Here is a 16,580-nt window from a genome sequence, read left to right on the forward strand (position 1 = left end):
TCGAGCACGCTGCGCGTGTCCTGGAAGACGTCCTTGATCGCGGCGCAAAGGGCGTCCGTATCGACCGTGAGCACTTCGTCGAGATACTGGTGGCACAGGCGGAAGGTTTCCTCGCCCACGAGCTTGACGGCCGTGCCGTCGGAGAACAGCCCGACTTCGGCGAGTTCCACGCGCTTGCCGGCCTTGATCGACTGCGCCATCGCGCAGGAATCGTCGGTCTGCACGCCGATCACCCTGATCTCGGGGCGCACGGCTTTTACGTACGCCGCCACGCCCGCAGCCAGGCCGCCGCCGCCGATCGGCACGAAGATCGCGTGAATCGGGGCCTGATGCTGGCTCAGCACCTCCATGGCCACGGTGCCCTGGCCGGCGATCACGTGGGGATCGTCGAACGGATGCACGAAGGTCAGGCCGCGTTCTTCCTGCAGGCGCACGGCGTGGGCGTAGGCGTCGCTGTACGACTCGCCGGCCTGCACGACCTCGACGGTGGCGCCGCCGTGGGCGCGCACGGCATCGACCTTCACCTGCGGCGTGGTCACCGGCACGCAGATCACGGCCTTCACGCCGAGCTTCGCCGCCGACAGCGCGACGCCCTGCGCGTGATTGCCCGCCGAGGCGGTGATCACGCCGCGCTCGAGCTGCGCGGGCGAGAGATGCGCCATCTTGTTGTAGGCGCCGCGCAGCTTGAAGGAGAACACCGGCTGGTTGTCCTCGCGCTTGAGGAACACGGCGTTGCGCAGACGTGCCGAGAGGTTCGGGGCGCGCTCGAGTTCGGTTTCGCGGGCGACATCGTACACGCGGGCGGTGAGGATCTTCTTCAGGTATTCGTCGTGGGAGGCCATGCGAGGGCGCGCCGGGCGCGGGTTTAGGGCAGGAAAGCGTAAATGATAGCGCCAACCGCTTCAGCGCTGGCGGCGCGGCCTGGCGGCTGGCGCCGGATGCGGCGGCGCGATTCGCCGACCGTCCGGAAGGCAAATCATCGTCAAAGCGCGCGCAATCGGGCGCGAATCGCCCGTCAACGCAAGTGAATCTTGCGTGTTCACCGGGTTCCCACGCAGCGTCAGCGCGGGTGCGGATCATGCGGTAAAATCCTTTTTCGAAACAAGGATCGGATGATGCACTGGCAACCTCGGACAGCCCACTTGATGCCCGCACGGCGCGTAACCCGCCCGGCGGCGCAGCGGCACGCCCGCCACGCACGATCGTGTCGCTAAATCCGAGCGCCGGGGAACCATCGGCGTGAGCGTTGCCGCCATGTGCCTCCCCACCCTTTTCGTCCGCAGCCTGCCACAGGCGGACACGATTTCAGAATAGCGCCCCACGCGCCCCGTCAGTATCCGTCGCAGCGGCCGCGAGCCGTGCACGGGACTGGCCCAAAGAGTCGTCCAACCATGAACGCACCTCAAGTTTTCGATCCTCACGGCGCCGCCGCCGCCGTGGCCGCCGACATCGAACCGCGCCTGCGCGAGATTCCCTATAACTACACGTCGTTTTCGGACCGCGAAATCGTCATCCGCCTGCTCGGCGAAGACGCATGGAACGCGCTCGCCGAGCTGCGCGCGGAGCGCCGCACCGGCCGCTCGGCGCGCATGCTGTACGAGGTGCTGGGCGACATCTGGGTCGTGCGCCGCAACCCGTATCTGCAGGATGATCTGCTCGACAATCCGAAGCGCCGCGCGCTCCTGATCGAGGCGTTGAACCACCGCCTCGCCGAAATCGAGAAGCGCCGCCGCGCCGATCTGCAGGAGCACACGGACAAGGAAGGCGTGGATCGCGCCGCGCGCGTCGAAAAACTGGTCGGCGCCACGCGCCGCGCCATCGACGCCTTCGCGGGCGAGTTCGAGAAGATGGCCGACCTGCGCCGCCGCGCGACGAAGGTGCTCGGCAAGCGCACGGCCAAGGACAACATCCGTTTCGACGGCCTCTCGCGCGTCTCGCACGTGACCGACGCGACCGACTGGCGCGTGGAATATCCGTTCGTCGTCCTCACGCCCGATACCGAAGCCGAAATCGCGGGCCTCATCAAGGCCTGTTTCGAACTCGGCCTCACCGTGATTCCGCGCGGAGGCGGCACGGGCTACACGGGCGGCGCGGTGCCGCTCACGCCGTTCTCGGCCGTCATCAATACCGAAAAGCTCGAGCAGCTCGGCCCCGTCGAGATGACCGACCTGCCGGGCGTGAACCGCAAGGTCGCGACGATTTTCTCGGGCGCGGGCGTGGTCACGCGCCGCGTAACCGAGGCCGCCGACGCGGCGGGCTTCGTCTTCGCCGTCGATCCGACTTCGCTCGATGCGTCCTGCATCGGCGGCAACGTTGCGATGAACGCGGGCGGCAAGAAGGCGGTGCTGTGGGGCACGGCGCTCGACAATCTCGCCTGGTGGCGCATGGTCGACCCGCAGGGCAACTGGCTCGAGGTCACGCGTCTTGACCACAACATGGGCAAGATCCACGACATTCCCGTGGCGCGCTTCGAGCTGAAGTGGTTCGACGGCGAATACGCGCCGGGCGAAAAGCTGCTGCGCGCTGAATCGCTCGATATCGAAGGCAAGCGCTTCCGCAAGGAAGGCCTCGGCAAGGACGTCACCGACAAATTCCTCGCGGGCCTGCCGGGCGTGCAGAAGGAAGGCTGCGACGGGCTCATCACGTCCGCGCGCTGGGTGCTGCACAAGATGCCCGCGCATACGCGCACGGTGTGCCTCGAGTTCTTCGGCCAGGCGCGCGAGGCGATTCCGAGCATCGTCGAGATCAAGGACTACCTGTTCGAGACGTCGAAGCAGGGCGGCGCGATTCTCGCGGGCCTCGAGCACCTCGACGAGCGCTATCTGCGCGCCGTGGGCTATGCGACCAAGAGCAAACGCAACGCGTTTCCGAAGATGGTGCTGATCGGCGACATCGTCGGCGACGACGCCGATGCCGTGGCCGCCGCGACCTCGGAAGTCATTCGCATGGCCAACGGCAAGAGCGGCGAAGGCTTCGTCGCGGTGTCCGCCGAGGCGCGCAAGCGCTTCTGGCTCGACCGCAGCCGCACGGCCGCGATTGCCAAGCACACCAACGCGTTCAAGATCAACGAAGACGTCGTGATCCCGCTCAACCGCATGGGCGAGTACACGGACGGCATCGAGCGCATCAACATCGAGCTGTCGATCAAGAACAAGCTGCAACTGGTCGACGCGCTCGAAGCGTTCTTCAAGGCGGGCAAGCTGCCGCTCGGCAAGACCGACGACGCGAACGAGATTCCCTCCGCGGAACTGCTCGAAGACCGCGTGCAGCAGGCGCTCGACCTGCTCAAGCGCGTGCGCGAACGCTGGACCTTCGTGGGCGAGAAGCTCGATCTGTCGCTGCGCGAGGCGCAGCACTATCTCGTGCAGCTGGGCTACGAGGCGCTGGCGGAGAAGTTCGCCGACCGCGTGGACGTGCAGCCCGACGCCAACGTCTTCCACGTGACTCAGGACCGCACGGTGCGGATTTCGTGGAAGCAGGAGATCCGCGCGGAACTGCGCAAGATCTTCAACGGCGGCGAATTCAAGCCGATCCTCGACGAGACGCAGGCGATCCACAAGAAGGTGCTGCGCGGGCGCGTATTCGTGGCGCTGCACATGCACGCCGGCGACGGCAACGTGCACACGAACCTGCCGGTCAACTCCGACAACTACGAGATGCTGCAGGACGCGCACCATGCGGTCGCGCGCATCATGAAGCTCGCGCGTTCGCTCGACGGCGTGATCTCGGGCGAGCACGGCATCGGCATCACGAAGCTCGAATTCCTCACGGACGAAGAGATCGCCGAGTTCCGCGCTTACAAGCAACGCGTCGATCCGCAAGGCCGCTTCAACGCGGGCAAGCTGCTCGAAGGCGCCGACCTGCGCAACGCCTACACGCCGTCGTTCGGCCTGATGGGCTACGAGTCGCTCATCATGCAGCAGTCCGACATTGGCGCGATTGCCGATTCGGTGAAGGACTGCCTGCGCTGCGGCAAGTGCAAGCCCGTGTGCGCGACGCACGTGCCGCGCGCGAACCTGCTCTACAGCCCGCGCAACAAGATTCTCGCGACTTCCTTGCTGGTCGAGGCGTTCCTGTACGAAGAGCAGACGCGCCGCGGCGTGTCGATCAAGCACTGGGACGAGTTCAACGACGTGGCCGACCACTGCACGGTCTGCCACAAATGCGTGACGCCGTGCCCGGTCAAGATCGACTTCGGCGATGTGACCATGAACATGCGCAATCTGCTGCGCAAGATGGGCAAGAAGAAGTTCAACGCGGGCAACGCGGCGGGCATGTTCTTCCTGAACGCCACCAACCCGCAGACCATCAACCTCGCGCGCACCGCGATGATGGGCGTGGGCTACAAGGCGCAGCGCCTTGGCAACGACGTGCTGAAGAAGTTCGTCAAGAAGCAGACGGCGCTGCCGCCCGCCACCACGGGCAAGCCGCCCGTGGTCGAGCAGGTGATCCACTTCGTCAACAAGAAGATGCCGGGCAACCTGCCGAAGAAGACGGCGCGCGCGTTGCTCGACATCGAAGACAACAAGATCGTGCCGATCATCCGCAACCCGAAGACGACGAACGTCGATTCGGAAGCGGTGTTCTACTTCCCCGGCTGCGGCTCGGAGCGTCTGTTCTCGCAAGTGGGCCTCGCCACCCAGGCGATGCTCTGGGAAGCGGGCGTGCAGACGGTGCTGCCGCCGGGCTACCTGTGCTGCGGCTATCCGCAGCGCGGCTCGGGCCAGTACGACAAGGCCGAGAAGATCGTCACCGACAACCGCGTGCTGTTCCATCGCGTCGCGAACACGCTGAACTACCTCGACATCAAGACCGTCGTGGTGTCGTGCGGTACGTGCTACGACCAGCTCGCGGGTTATGAATTCGACAAGATCTTCCCGGGATGCCGCATCATCGACATCCACGAGTTCCTGCTCGAGAAGGACATCAAGCTCGACGGCGTGACGGGCACGCGCTACATGTATCACGACCCGTGCCACACGCCGATCAAGACGATGGATCCGGTCAAGCTCGTCAATGAGCTGATGGGTGCTGAACACGACGGCTACAAGATCGAGAAGAACGATCGCTGCTGCGGCGAATCGGGCACGCTGGCCGTGACGCGCCCGGACGTTTCGACGCAGGTGCGTTTCCGCAAGGAAGAGGAAATCCGCAAGGGCGCGGCGAAGCTGCGCGGCATTCCGATCGTCGGCAACGGCGCGAACGGGGTGCAGCCGGCGACGCAGCAGGAAGCGGGCGGGCAGGGTACGACGCAGGACGTCAAGATTCTCACCTCTTGCCCGTCGTGCCTCCAGGGTCTGTCGCGGTACAACGAGGACGCCAACATCGAAGCCGATTACATCGTGGTGGAAATCGCCCGCCACATACTTGGCGAAAACTGGATGGCGGACTACGTTCAGAACGCGAACAATGGCGGAATCGAGCGCGTGCTGGTCTAATGGCTGCGCTCAATTTTCCGTGAACGGGTTCGAGGACGACGATGACATGCGTATTCTGCAGTGAGGAAGGCGGCGACGTGCTGTGGCAGGACGAGTGCATGCGCGTCGTGCTCGCGACTGCCGAGGCCGACTATCCCGGCTTCTGCCGGGTCATCTGGAATGCGCACGTCGCCGAATTCTCGGACCTGGGCGCGGCCGACCGGGAACATCTGATGCGCGCGGTGTACGCCGTCGAGCGTGCGCTGCGCCGCGTCATGCAGCCTTCGAAAGTGAATCTGGCGAGCCTCGGCAACCAGGTGCCGCACGTGCACTGGCACGTCATTCCGCGCTTCACGAACGATGCCCATTTCCCGCTGCCCGTCTGGGCACCGCGCCAGCGCACAGTGTCCGAGGCAATGCTGGGCCAGCGCCGCGCGCAGGCCACGCTGCTGCGCGACGCGGTGCGCCACGAAATGGAGCAGGCTTAAGGCCTGAGCGGGCGGGGGCGGTGAGCGTCCAATTGCGTCCAATACGCGTCCAACACGCATCCAACAGCGGGAACGATCATGAGTGGACTGAAATCCGATACGCCGGTGCCAAGCGGCGTCGTGGTGCACGCCGTCTCGCGCGTGCTGGAACTCCAGTATGCGAACGGGGAGAGCTACCGCGTGCCCTTCGAGCTGATGCGCGTGTATTCGCCCTCGGCGGAGGTGCGCGGGCACGGCGCCGGCCAGGAAACGCTGCAGACGGGCAAGCGCGAGGTGACGATTACGGCGCTGGAAGGTATCGGCAACTACGCGCTGCAGCCCACGTTCTCCGACGGCCACAACACCGGCATCTACTCGTGGGACCAGCTCTATGAGCTCGCCACACGCCAGGACGAGCTCTGGGCGGAATATTTCGCCAGACTGAAGGCAGCGGGCGTCGAGCGCGACGCTCCGATGGCGGCGCCTCCTGCCGCGCATGGCCACTGCCACTGACGCTTCCTGTTACGATCCAGCCCCGCTGCATCTCTGACAGACGCGGCGCAGCACACCAATAGAACACCCTTCCGCGAAAGGACGAGCGCGATGAGCAAAACCCACTTCGGCTATCAGACAGTCGACGAACAGGACAAGGCGAAGAAAGTGGCCGGCGTGTTTCACTCGGTCGCCTCGAACTACGACCTGATGAACGATCTGATGTCGGGCGGGCTGCACCGCGCGTGGAAGGCGTTCACGATCGCGCAGGCGAACATCCGGCCCGGTGCGAAGGTGCTCGACATCGCGGGCGGCACCGGCGACCTTTCCATGGCGTTCGCGAAGAAAGCGGGCCCGACGGGCGAGGTCTGGCACACCGACATCAACGAGTCGATGCTGCGCGTGGGCCGCGACCGCCTCATCGACAACGGCGTGATCACGCCGGCGCTCCTTTGCGACGCCGAGAAAATCCCCTTTCCGGACAACTATTTCGATGTGGTGACCGTGGCTTTCGGGCTGCGCAACATGACGCACAAGGACGCTGCGCTCGCCGAGATGCGCCGTGTGCTCAAGCCGGGCGGTCGCGTGCTCGTGCTCGAATTCTCGAAGGTCTGGGAGCCGCTCAAGAAGGCGTACGACGTCTATTCGTTCAAGGTGCTGCCGTGGCTTGGCCGGCGCTTCGCCCAGGACGCGGACAGCTACCAGTACCTCGCGGAATCGATCCGCATGCATCCGGACCAGGAAACACTCAAGACGATGATGGAACAAGTCGGCCTCGACGCCGTCAAATATTACAATTTGTCAGCTGGCGTGGTAGCCTTACACGTCGGCACAAAGTATTAGTGTTCCCAACTCACTGTCTTTAAAGGAATTTTCGCCATGTCTGAGCCCTGCAACGTTGCTTCCAAAAAGCTTTCATCGTCATGGGCCAGACGAATCGGCGTCCTGGCCCTTGCCGGCGTGATGGTTGCCGGCAGCCTCGCATCGTTCGACGCAGAGGCTCGCCGCATGGGTGGCGGCCGCAGTTTCGGCAAGCAGTCGTCCACGGCTACGCAGCGCAGCACCACGCCGCCGCCGGCCCAGCCCACCCCCGCGAATCCCGCGCAGCAGGCCGGCGCCCAGCGCGCTCCCGGCACGCCGGCTCCCACGCCCGCGCCCGCACCGGCGCGCAATCGCTGGCTTGGGCCGATCGCGGGCCTCGCAGCGGGTCTCGGCATCGCCGCGCTGCTTTCTCACTTCGGTCTTGGCGAGGCGTTTGCCGGCATGATGGCCAACATGATCGTCATTGCGATCATCGCCTTTATCGCCGTCTGGCTGATCCGCAAGTTCATGAGCCGCCGCCGTGCCGCGGAACCCGCGTACCAGGGCGGGTATGCGTCGAACAGCATGAACCCGTCGTCGGGCGGGTATCAGCCGCAGGAGCCGCGCTACACCGCGCCGCCCACGGGGCAGTACCTCGCGCCTGAAGCCAATCCGCTGAGCACGCCGCAAATCGATACGCCGGCAGCGGCGTCGATTCCGGCCGGCTTCGACACGGAAGCCTTCGTACGCAATGCCAAGGTTTACTTCGTGCGCCTGCAGGCCGCATGGGACGCGGGCAACATGGACGACATCCGCGAATTCACGACGCCCGAGATGTTCGCCGAAATCCGCGTCGATCTCGCGGGCCGCGGCGCGCAGCCCAACCAGACCGACGTCGTGCAGCTCAACGCGGACCTGCTCGGCGTGGAAGACCGCGGCAGCGAATACCTTGCGAGCGTGCGCTTCTCCGGCCTGATTCGCGAAGCCATGGGTGAGCCGGCCGCGCCGTTCGTCGAGGTATGGAATCTCTCGAAGTCGCGCACGTCGGGCGAAGGCTGGCTGCTCGCGGGCATCCAGCAGGTCGAATCTCACTGAGCCGGTAGCCGGGCCGAGCGTCTCGTGACTTGATCCAGATCGCAGTGCGGTGCCTTCCAGGCGCCCCGCCGCATTCGACAGGGCAGGGCGGCGGCGCGATCCTGTGGCTCGAACGTTACAATAGGAACCCGCCCGGGCTTGTGCCCGTGCGGGTTTTCTTATTCCAAGCCGATGACTCTTGCCGCCAAGCCCTTCGCTGCCGCCGTCAATCACCTGCTCGCCCGCGAAACGTGGGCACGCGAGCGTCTCGCCCCCTATGCCGGCAAGACGGCCCGTCTCACCTGTGCGCCCATCGTGCTCACGCTGCTCGTGCAGCCGGACGGCTATCTGGGCGCGGTCGAGGACCACGATGCGGGCGACGTCGATGTGACGCTCTCGCTGCCCGCAGGCGCGCTCTCGTCGTTCATGCAGGGCGGCCAGGCGGCCGTGATGAAGCACGTGAAGATCGAGGGCGATGCCGAGTTTGCGCAGGTCATCGGCAAGCTCGCCGAGCATCTGCGCTGGGAGCCCGAAGAGGACCTCGCGAAGCTGATCGGCGACGCCCCGGCTTCACGCATCGCCACGCTCGCGCGCGCCGCGAGCGAGCAGGCCCTGCGCACCGGGCGCAACGTGCTCGGCTCGGTCACGGAATATCTGCTCGATGAAAATCCGCAGCTCGTGCGGCGCGCCGAGCTCGACGGCTTCAATGAAGAGCTGTCGCGCGCACGCGACGCGCTGGCGCGCGTGGAAAAGCGCATCGAGCGGCTCGAACAAAAATCACAGGCCGGCGGCGGGAGCCAAAGCGCTGCGCCGCGCGGCTCGCGCTAGTCAACAGGCCCCCCAGACATGCGTTTTCTGCGTTTCCTCAAGATTTTCTTCACCGTCATCCGCTTCGGCCTGGACGAGATGATGTTGAGCCGGATCAACGACCGGCGTGTCGCGCTGCTTCTGCGCATCACCACGATCGGCCGTCGCTTCGACGATCCGCCCGGTTTGCGTCTGCGTCTCGCGCTGGAAAGCCTCGGCCCGATCTTCGTGAAATTCGGCCAGGTGCTGTCCACGCGCCGCGATCTGCTGCCGCCCGATATCGCAAACGAACTGGCGAAGCTGCAGGACCAGGTGCCGCCGTTCGATTCGAACGTGGCGATCGGCCTGATCGAGAAGTCGCTGGGCGCACCGGTCGACACGATCTTCGACGAGTTCGAGCGCGTGCCGGTGGCGAGCGCATCGATTGCCCAGGTGCACTTCGCCAAGGTGAAGTCGGGCCAGCACGCGGGCAAGCCGGTGGCGGTGAAGGTGCTGCGCCCGAACATGCGTCCGGTGATCGACTCCGACCTCGCGTTGCTGCGCGACATCGCCGTGTGGGCCGAGCGCCTGTGGGCCGACGGCAAGCGTCTGAAGCCGCGCGAAGTGGTGGCCGAATTCGACAAGTACCTGCACGACGAGCTCGACCTCATGCGCGAGGCCGCGAACGGCAGCCAGTTGCGCCGCAATTTCGCGGGCCTCGACCTGCTGCTCGTGCCGGAAATGTACTGGGAATTCAGCACGGCCAACGTGCTGGTGATGGAGCGCATGGTCGGCGTGCCGATCAGCCAGGTGGACAAGCTGCGGGCGGCAGGCGTGGACATTCCGAAGCTCGCGCGCGAGGGCGTCGAGATCTTCTTCACGCAGGTGTTCCGCGACGGCTTCTTTCACGCCGACATGCACCCCGGCAACATTCAGGTGAGTCTCGATCCCGCGCATTTCGGCCGCTATATTGCGCTCGATTTCGGCATCGTCGGCGCGTTGTCCGACTTCGACAAGAATTATCTCGCGCAGAACTTTCTCGCGTTCTTCAAGCGCGACTATCATCGCGTGGCGACGCTGCATATCGAATCGGGGTGGGTACCGCCCAACACGCGCGTGGAGGAGCTCGAAAGCGCGATTCGCGCCGTGTGCGAACCGTATTTCGACCGGGCGTTGAAGGACATCTCGCTCGGCCAGGTGCTGCTGCGCCTCTTCCAGACCTCGCGGCGCTTCAACGTGGAAATCCAGCCGCAGCTCGTGCTGCTGCAAAAGACCATGCTCAACGTCGAAGGTCTCGGGCGCTCGCTCGATCCGGAGCTCGATCTCTGGAAAACAGCGAAGCCGTATCTCGAGCGCTGGATGACCGAGCAGATCGGCCTGCGCGGCTGGTACGAGCGCTTCAAGATCGAAGCGCCGCAATGGAGCAAGACGCTGCCGCAATTGCCGCGCCTCGTGCACCAGGCGCTCCTGCATCGCCAGGAACCGGGCGGTTTCGCGAACGACGAGACGATCCGCGCGATGCTCGCCGAGCAACGCCGCACGAACCGCCTGCTGCAGGGCCTGCTCCTGTTCGGCGTTGCCGTGGGCGTGGGCATGGTGGCCGCGCGCGTGTGGCTCGTGTTTGCCTACGGCGGCTGACGGACCACGTGAACAAGGAGTGAGACGATGAGCGACCCGACCCTGCCGCCGCAACCGGGCGAAGTGCCCGAGTTCGAAACCCGCGACCCGGCGTCGCCCTCGTTCTGGAATGAGCGCTTTGCGCGCGGCTTCACGCCGTGGGATCAGGCGGGCGTGCAGCGCCAGTTCGAAGCCTTCGCCACGGCGCACCCTGGCGCCGCGGTGCTGATTCCGGGCTGTGGTAACGCCTGGGAAGCACGTTGGCTCGCCGAGCGCGGCCGTACGGTGCGTGCCATCGACTTCGCGCCGGCCGCGGTCGCGAGCGCGCGCACGGCGCTGGGGCAGTACGCCGGTGTCGTCGAAGAGGCGGACTTCTACGCCTACACGCCGCCGTTCATGCCGGCCTGGGTGTTCGAGCGCGCGTTCCTGTGCGCGCTGCCCAAAACGCAGCGCGCGAGCTACGCCACCCGCATGGCCCAGCTGTTGCAGCCCGGCGCATTGCTCGCGGGCTATTTCTTCATCGGCGAGACGCCCAAGGGCCCGCCGTTCGCCATCGCGCGCGACGAACTCGACGCCTTGCTCACGCCATACTTCACGTTGGCCGACGAGCAGCCCGTGGCCGACTCGCTGCCCGTGTTCGTCGGGCGCGAGCGCTGGCTCGTGTGGCGCCGCAACGACGTCGCGCCGGCGCCCGTTTGAGCGGGGTTGGAGCTGTCTCGGGCCGGCGCGCCGTGCGCTTGCCGCCTTGCATGGCCGCGCACGCTCTTGATGTGCGCGCAACCTGCCCTCATCTAAGCCGAGGCGGCCGCAACCCTCCGACTTTCCCCGCTGGACACCCAACCCCGGTAAATGCCAGGGGCGATCCCGGTTTGCGGCTATAATTCAAGGCTTTGCAAGCAATTATCAGATTTTCATCAGGATAGAGATCATGCCGATCTACGCTTATCGCTGCGAGTCGTGCGGCTTCGACAAGGACGTGCTCCAAAAGATGAGCGATGCGCCCCTGACGCAGTGCCCGAGCTGCGGTGCGGACACGTTTCGCAAGCAGGTGACCGCAGCGGGCTTTCAGCTGAAGGGTTCGGGCTGGTACGTCACCGATTTCCGCGGCGGCAACGGCAGCAAGAGCGCGGCGGCGACCGGCGCGAAGGAGGCTGGCGAAAACGCGCCGTCGTCGGAAGCCGGCAAGCCGGCCGGCGAGGGCGCCGCGAGTGCTTCCAGCGATTCGGGCGCAGCCGCGCCCGCCGCGAGCACCCCAGCGAGTACGCCCAGCCCGGCAGCCTCGACCTGACAACCTGCGGCGCGATTCCTCTATTTCCGGGGACACGCGCCGCGCCGTAGCCGCGCCGGCAGCCCGTTTGCTGCGCACGGCCCGCATGGCGGTGTACATGACGATCAAGAAAGCGACGTTCAAATCGGTATTCCTGACCGGCCTGCTGGTGCTGGTGCCGTTGGCCATCACGCTGTGGGTGCTGAACCTCGTCATCGGTACGATGGATCAGACGCTGCTGCTGCTGCCCGAATCGTGGCGGCCGGAGCGCATGTTCGGCGTGCGCCTGCCGGGACTCGGCGCGGTGCTCACGCTCGCGTTCATCTTCGGGGTCGGTTTGCTCACCCACAACTTCATCGGGCAGAAGCTGGTGGAGTGGTGGAACGCGCTGGTGCGCCGCATTCCGATCATCGGACCGCTGTACGGCAGCATCCAGCAGGTTTCCGATACACTGCTTTCGAGCAACGGCAATGCATTTCGCAAAGCGCTCCTGATCGAATACCCGCGCAAGGGTTCGTGGACGATCGCGTTTCTCACCGGCATTCCCGGCGGCGACGTGGTCAACCACCTGCAGGAAGATCACGTGAGTGTCTATGTCCCGACTACGCCGAATCCGACGTCGGGCTTTTTCCTGATGGTGCCAAAGAGCGAGGTGGTCGAGCTGGACATGACCGTCGACGCCGCGCTCAAGTATATTGTTTCGATGGGCGTGGTCGCGCCGGCAACCTCACCACGCCGCCCCATCGATCCTCCGCTTTAATACCGGACGACGCGCTGCTGCGCGCCGCTCCCGTTCATTCATGCATAACGAAAGACGAACATCATGTCGATGAGATCTGAATACTGCGGTCTGGTGACCGAACAGCTGCTGGGCCAAACTGTTTCGCTGTGCGGATGGGTGCAGCGCCGCCGCGACCATGGCGGCGTCATCTTCATCGACCTGCGCGACCGCGAGGGCCTCGTTCAGGTCGTGTGCGACCCGGACCGCGCGGAGATGTTCAAGATCGCCGAAGGCGTGCGCAACGAGTTCTGCGTGCAGGTCAAGGGTCTCGTTCGCAATCGTCCGGAAGGCACGGTCAACGCGAACCTCACGAGCGGCAAGATCGAAGTGCTGTGCCACGAAATCGTGGTGCTCAACGCGTCGGTCACGCCGCCGTTCCAGCTCGACGACGACAACCTCTCGGAAACCACGCGCCTCACGCATCGCGTGCTCGACCTGCGCCGTCCGCAGATGCAGCACAACCTGCGTTTGCGCTACCGCGTGACGATGGCCGTGCGCAAGTATCTCGACGCGCTCGGCTTCATCGACATCGAAACGCCGATGCTCACGAAGAGCACGCCGGAAGGCGCGCGCGACTACCTCGTGCCGTCGCGCGTGAACGCAGGCCAGTTCTTCGCACTGCCGCAGTCGCCGCAGCTCTTCAAGCAGCTCCTGATGGTGGCGAACTTCGATCGCTACTACCAGATCGTCAAGTGCTTCCGCGACGAAGACCTGCGCGCCGACCGTCAGCCCGAATTCACGCAGATCGACTGCGAAACGTCCTTCCTCGGCGAGCAGGAAATCCGCGACCTGTTCGAAGACATGGCGCGCCACGTGTTCAAGGAAACGATCGATGTCGAGCTCGACGCGAAGTTCCCGATCATGCCGTATGCGGAAGCCATGAGCCGCTTCGGTTCGGACAAGCCGGACCTGCGCGTGAAGCTCGAATTCACCGAACTGACCGACGCCATGAAGGACGTCGACTTCAAGGTATTCAGCGCACCGGCCAACACGAAGGACGGCCGCGTCGCGGCGCTGCGCGTGCCGAAGGGCGGCGAGCTGTCGCGTGGCGACATCGACGGCTACACGGAATTCGTGCGTATCTACGGCGCGAAGGGTCTCGCGTGGATCAAGGTCAACGAAGCCGCGAAGGGCCGTGACGGTCTGCAAAGCCCGATCGTCAAGAACCTGCACGACGCCGCGATCGCCGCGATCCTCGAGCGCACCGGCGCGCAAGACGGCGACATCATTTTCTTCGCGGCAGACCGCGCGAAGGTCGTGAACGACAGCCTCGGTGCACTGCGCCTGAAGATCGGCCACTCGGAGTTCGGCCGTGCCAACGGCCTCGTCGAGAAGGGCTGGAAGCCGCTGTGGGTGATCGACTTCCCGATGTTCGAGTACGACGAGGAAGAAAACCGCTACGTGGCCGCGCACCACCCGTTCACGAGCCCGAAGGACGAGCACCTGGAATACCTCGAAACGGATCCGGGCCGCTGCCTCGCCAAGGCTTACGACATGGTGCTCAACGGCTGGGAAATCGGCGGCGGCTCGGTGCGTATCTATCAGGAAGACGTGCAGAGCAAGGTGTTCCGCGCGCTCAAGATCAATGCGGAAGAAGCGCGCGCGAAGTTCGGCTTCCTCCTCGACGCGCTGCAATACGGCGCGCCGCCGCACGGCGGTATCGCGTTCGGTCTGGACCGCATCGTCACGATGATGGCCGGCGCCGATTCGATTCGCGACGTGATCGCGTTCCCGAAGACGCAACGCGCGCAGGACCTGCTTACGCAGGCCCCGAGCCCGGTGGACGAGCGCCAGCTGCGCGAACTGCACATCCGTCTGCGTCAGCCCGAGCAGAAGACGGCGCAGTAAGCCGCACTCCGGCTGCGAAGGCCCGTCCGGCTTTTGCACCGCAACAACAAAGAAGGCGCATCGTGCGCCTTTTTTGCTTTTTGCGTTAAATTACCTTTAGACGCGCCGCAGGCGCGCAGCGCGCGTTCCTCCCCACGCTCCATCACCATGCAGAAGCCGCCGAAGATTCCGGAATCCGTACTCGTCGTCATCCATACGCCGCAACTGGAGGTCCTGATCATCGAACGCGCCGACCGGCCGGGTTTCTGGCAGTCGGTCACCGGCTCGAAAGATCGCCCAGGCGAGCCGTTCACCGAAACCGCCGTGCGCGAGGTGGGCGAGGAGACGGGTATTGCTGTCGGCGCGGTGGGCGTTCCGCAGGCGGCGTTGCTCGACTGGCACCACGAGATCGAGTACGAAATCTATCCCGTTTGGCGCCATCGCTATGCGCCCGGCGTCACGCGCAACACCGAGCACTGGTTCAGCCTGGAAGTGCCAACGGGCACAGTCGTCACGCTCGCGCCGCGCGAGCATACGGCTTATCTGTGGCTGCCTTACGAGCAGGCGGCGGCGAAGTGCTTCTCGTGGTCGAACCGCGAAGCCATTCTGCAACTGCCCATGCGGCTACGCGAAGGGCGTGGGTGAACGCGACATGAGCGAAACCAGTACCGATCCCGGCATTGAATCGCAGCGCGTGGTGCGGCTACGCGAGGCGCTGCTTGGCCGGCGCTATCGTTCGCGCTATCGCTTCACGAGCGGCAACGACGTGCGCCTGTTCGGCTCGAGCGCCGGTCTGTTCGGCGCGATGATCGAGCGCATCGACGCCGCCGAGCGGGACGTCGCGCTCGAAACCTATATCTTCTGCGACGACGACATTGGCCGCGCGCTCTCCGATGCGCTCATGCGCGCGGCGTCGCGCGGCGTGCGCGTGCGCGTCATCACCGACGGCATCGGCTCGCCGCGCATTGCGCTGTTCGAGACCTGGCCGGGCGCGGGGGTGGAGCACCGCGTCTACAACCCGCATATCTTCGGGCGCTTCGGTTTTTCGCGCACGCACCGCAAGCTCGCCGTGATCGACGACCAGTTCGCCTTCTGCGGCGGCATCAACGTGATCGACGATTTCGAGCAGGACGGCCACAGGCTGCCCTACGCGCGCTGGGATTTCGCCGTCGAGCTGTACGGTCCCGTGGTCGTGGACGTGCGCCTTGCGATCGAGCAGCAGTGGCGGCGTATCCGGCTCGGCTACCGGCCGCCGCTGCCCCAGCAACTCTCGCCAGGCGTGCCCGCGAGCGCGGGGTTCATGTCGCCGCATCCCACCGGCCACACGGTGGGGCGCCCCACGCAGATCGTCGACGACGCGCTGCGCGCGCTTGCACCCACTGTGAGCTCGCCGCGGGCGAAACGCTTCTTCACGCGTCTGCGCGAGCGCCTGCGCGCGAGCGTGCGCGACCCGCGCGCGGCGCAGGTGCCCTGCGTGGCGTTCGTCGCGCGCGACAACGTGGTGAACCGGCGTGCGATCGAAAAAGCTTATCTCGACGCCATCGGCGAGGCGCGCAAGGAAGTGTTGCTCGCCAATCCGTATTTCATGCCGGGCCGGCGGCTGCGTCGCGCGCTCGTGAGCGCCGCGGAGCGCGGCGTGGCGGTCAAGCTTCTGGTCGGACGAAAGGAATTCAAGGTACTCGACTACGGGGTGCCGTTCCTCTATCACCAGCTTCTCAGCGCGGGCGTGCAGATTGCGGAGTACGAGAAAACGATGCTCCACGGCAAGGTGGCCGTCGTCGATTCGAGCTGGGGCACCGTGGGTTCCTCGAACCTCGACGCGCTCAGCCTCGTGCTCAATAACGAGGCCAACGTGCTGCTCGTGCAGCATCCGCAGATCGAACAGCTGCGCTGCGAGATCCTCGCGGCGTTCGGCGACGCCGCACAGATCGACCGTGCGCGCTACGAGGCGCGGCCGTGGCACGTACGCGCCGTGAACTGGCTCGCCTGGGCGTTCTATCGTGCGCTCATGAAGCTCATCACCGTGGGCGGCTACGACTAGAAACAGAAAG

Annotated in this window: 13 protein-coding genes and 1 pseudogene; 13 read left to right on the forward strand and 1 reads right to left on the reverse strand. The window is 65.4% G+C overall.

Annotated features, from left to right (window positions below):
• A partial coding sequence (gene ilvA / locus AB4Y43_RS21540; RefSeq protein ID WP_368728733.1) for a threonine ammonia-lyase, biosynthetic occupies positions 1–842 on the reverse strand: 842 nt, incomplete at its 3' end.
• Positions 843–1,391: 549 nt separating this feature from the next.
• On the opposite strand from ilvA, the gene AB4Y43_RS21545 reads away from it, so the two are divergent.
• The 13 genes and pseudogenes from AB4Y43_RS21545 to AB4Y43_RS21605 all read left to right on the forward strand — a co-directional run.
• Positions 1,392–5,438 (forward strand): FAD/FMN-binding oxidoreductase, encoded by a 4,047-nt coding sequence (locus AB4Y43_RS21545; protein WP_342948404.1) that lies wholly within the window; start codon positions 1,392–1,394, stop codon positions 5,436–5,438.
• 41 nt (positions 5,439–5,479) lie between these two features.
• The gene (locus tag AB4Y43_RS21550) at positions 5,480–5,905 is read left to right on the forward strand and encodes an HIT family protein (RefSeq protein WP_342948405.1); all 426 of its coding nucleotides are present in this window, start codon (positions 5,480–5,482) and stop codon (positions 5,903–5,905) included.
• Between the two features lie 78 nt (positions 5,906–5,983).
• The gene (locus tag AB4Y43_RS21555; protein WP_368728734.1) at positions 5,984–6,397 is read left to right on the forward strand and encodes a gamma-butyrobetaine hydroxylase-like domain-containing protein; all 414 of its coding nucleotides are present in this window, start codon (positions 5,984–5,986) and stop codon (positions 6,395–6,397) included.
• 90 nt (positions 6,398–6,487) lie between these two features.
• Positions 6,488–7,219: a bifunctional demethylmenaquinone methyltransferase/2-methoxy-6-polyprenyl-1,4-benzoquinol methylase UbiE gene (gene ubiE / locus AB4Y43_RS21560; RefSeq protein ID WP_158758634.1), complete on the forward strand. Its 732-nt coding sequence runs from the start codon at positions 6,488–6,490 to the stop codon at positions 7,217–7,219.
• Between the two features lie 36 nt (positions 7,220–7,255).
• Positions 7,256–8,272: a Tim44 domain-containing protein gene (locus AB4Y43_RS21565; protein WP_069262910.1), complete on the forward strand. Its 1,017-nt coding sequence runs from the start codon at positions 7,256–7,258 to the stop codon at positions 8,270–8,272.
• Between the two features lie 171 nt (positions 8,273–8,443).
• Complete coding sequence (locus AB4Y43_RS21570; protein ID WP_069262909.1) at positions 8,444–9,079, forward strand: SCP2 domain-containing protein; 636 nt, start codon at positions 8,444–8,446, stop codon at positions 9,077–9,079.
• Positions 9,080–9,097: 18 nt separating this feature from the next.
• A complete protein-coding gene (ubiB, locus tag AB4Y43_RS21575) occupies positions 9,098–10,675 on the forward strand; it encodes a ubiquinone biosynthesis regulatory protein kinase UbiB (protein WP_368728735.1) in 1,578 nt (525 codons plus the stop codon).
• Positions 10,676–10,702: 27 nt separating this feature from the next.
• On the forward strand, positions 10,703–11,353 hold the full coding sequence (locus AB4Y43_RS21580) for a methyltransferase domain-containing protein (protein ID WP_368728736.1): 651 nt from the start codon (positions 10,703–10,705) through the stop codon (positions 11,351–11,353).
• Between the two features lie 229 nt (positions 11,354–11,582).
• The gene (locus AB4Y43_RS21585; protein ID WP_368605548.1) at positions 11,583–11,942 is read left to right on the forward strand and encodes an FmdB family zinc ribbon protein; all 360 of its coding nucleotides are present in this window, start codon (positions 11,583–11,585) and stop codon (positions 11,940–11,942) included.
• A 97-nt stretch (positions 11,943–12,039) separates the two neighbouring features.
• On the forward strand, positions 12,040–12,681 hold the full coding sequence (locus AB4Y43_RS21590) for a DUF502 domain-containing protein (RefSeq protein WP_042266455.1): 642 nt from the start codon (positions 12,040–12,042) through the stop codon (positions 12,679–12,681).
• 63 nt (positions 12,682–12,744) lie between these two features.
• Entirely contained in the window at positions 12,745–14,550 is a 1,806-nt protein-coding gene (gene aspS / locus AB4Y43_RS21595; protein ID WP_069262905.1) for an aspartate--tRNA ligase, read from the forward strand.
• A gap of 147 nt (positions 14,551–14,697) precedes the next feature.
• Positions 14,698–15,174, forward strand: a complete 477-nt coding sequence (gene nudB, locus AB4Y43_RS21600) for a dihydroneopterin triphosphate diphosphatase (protein ID WP_368728737.1) — start codon at positions 14,698–14,700, stop codon at positions 15,172–15,174.
• 103 nt (positions 15,175–15,277) lie between these two features.
• Positions 15,278–16,570, forward strand: a pseudogene (locus tag AB4Y43_RS21605) (phosphatidylserine/phosphatidylglycerophosphate/cardiolipin synthase family protein); the annotation flags it as partial.
• Positions 16,571–16,580 lie beyond the last annotated feature (10 nt).

The sequence above is a fragment of the Paraburkholderia sp. BR10872 genome, assembly GCF_040965835.1.
GTDB classification, from domain to species: domain Bacteria; phylum Pseudomonadota; class Gammaproteobacteria; order Burkholderiales; family Burkholderiaceae; genus Paraburkholderia; species Paraburkholderia nodosa_A.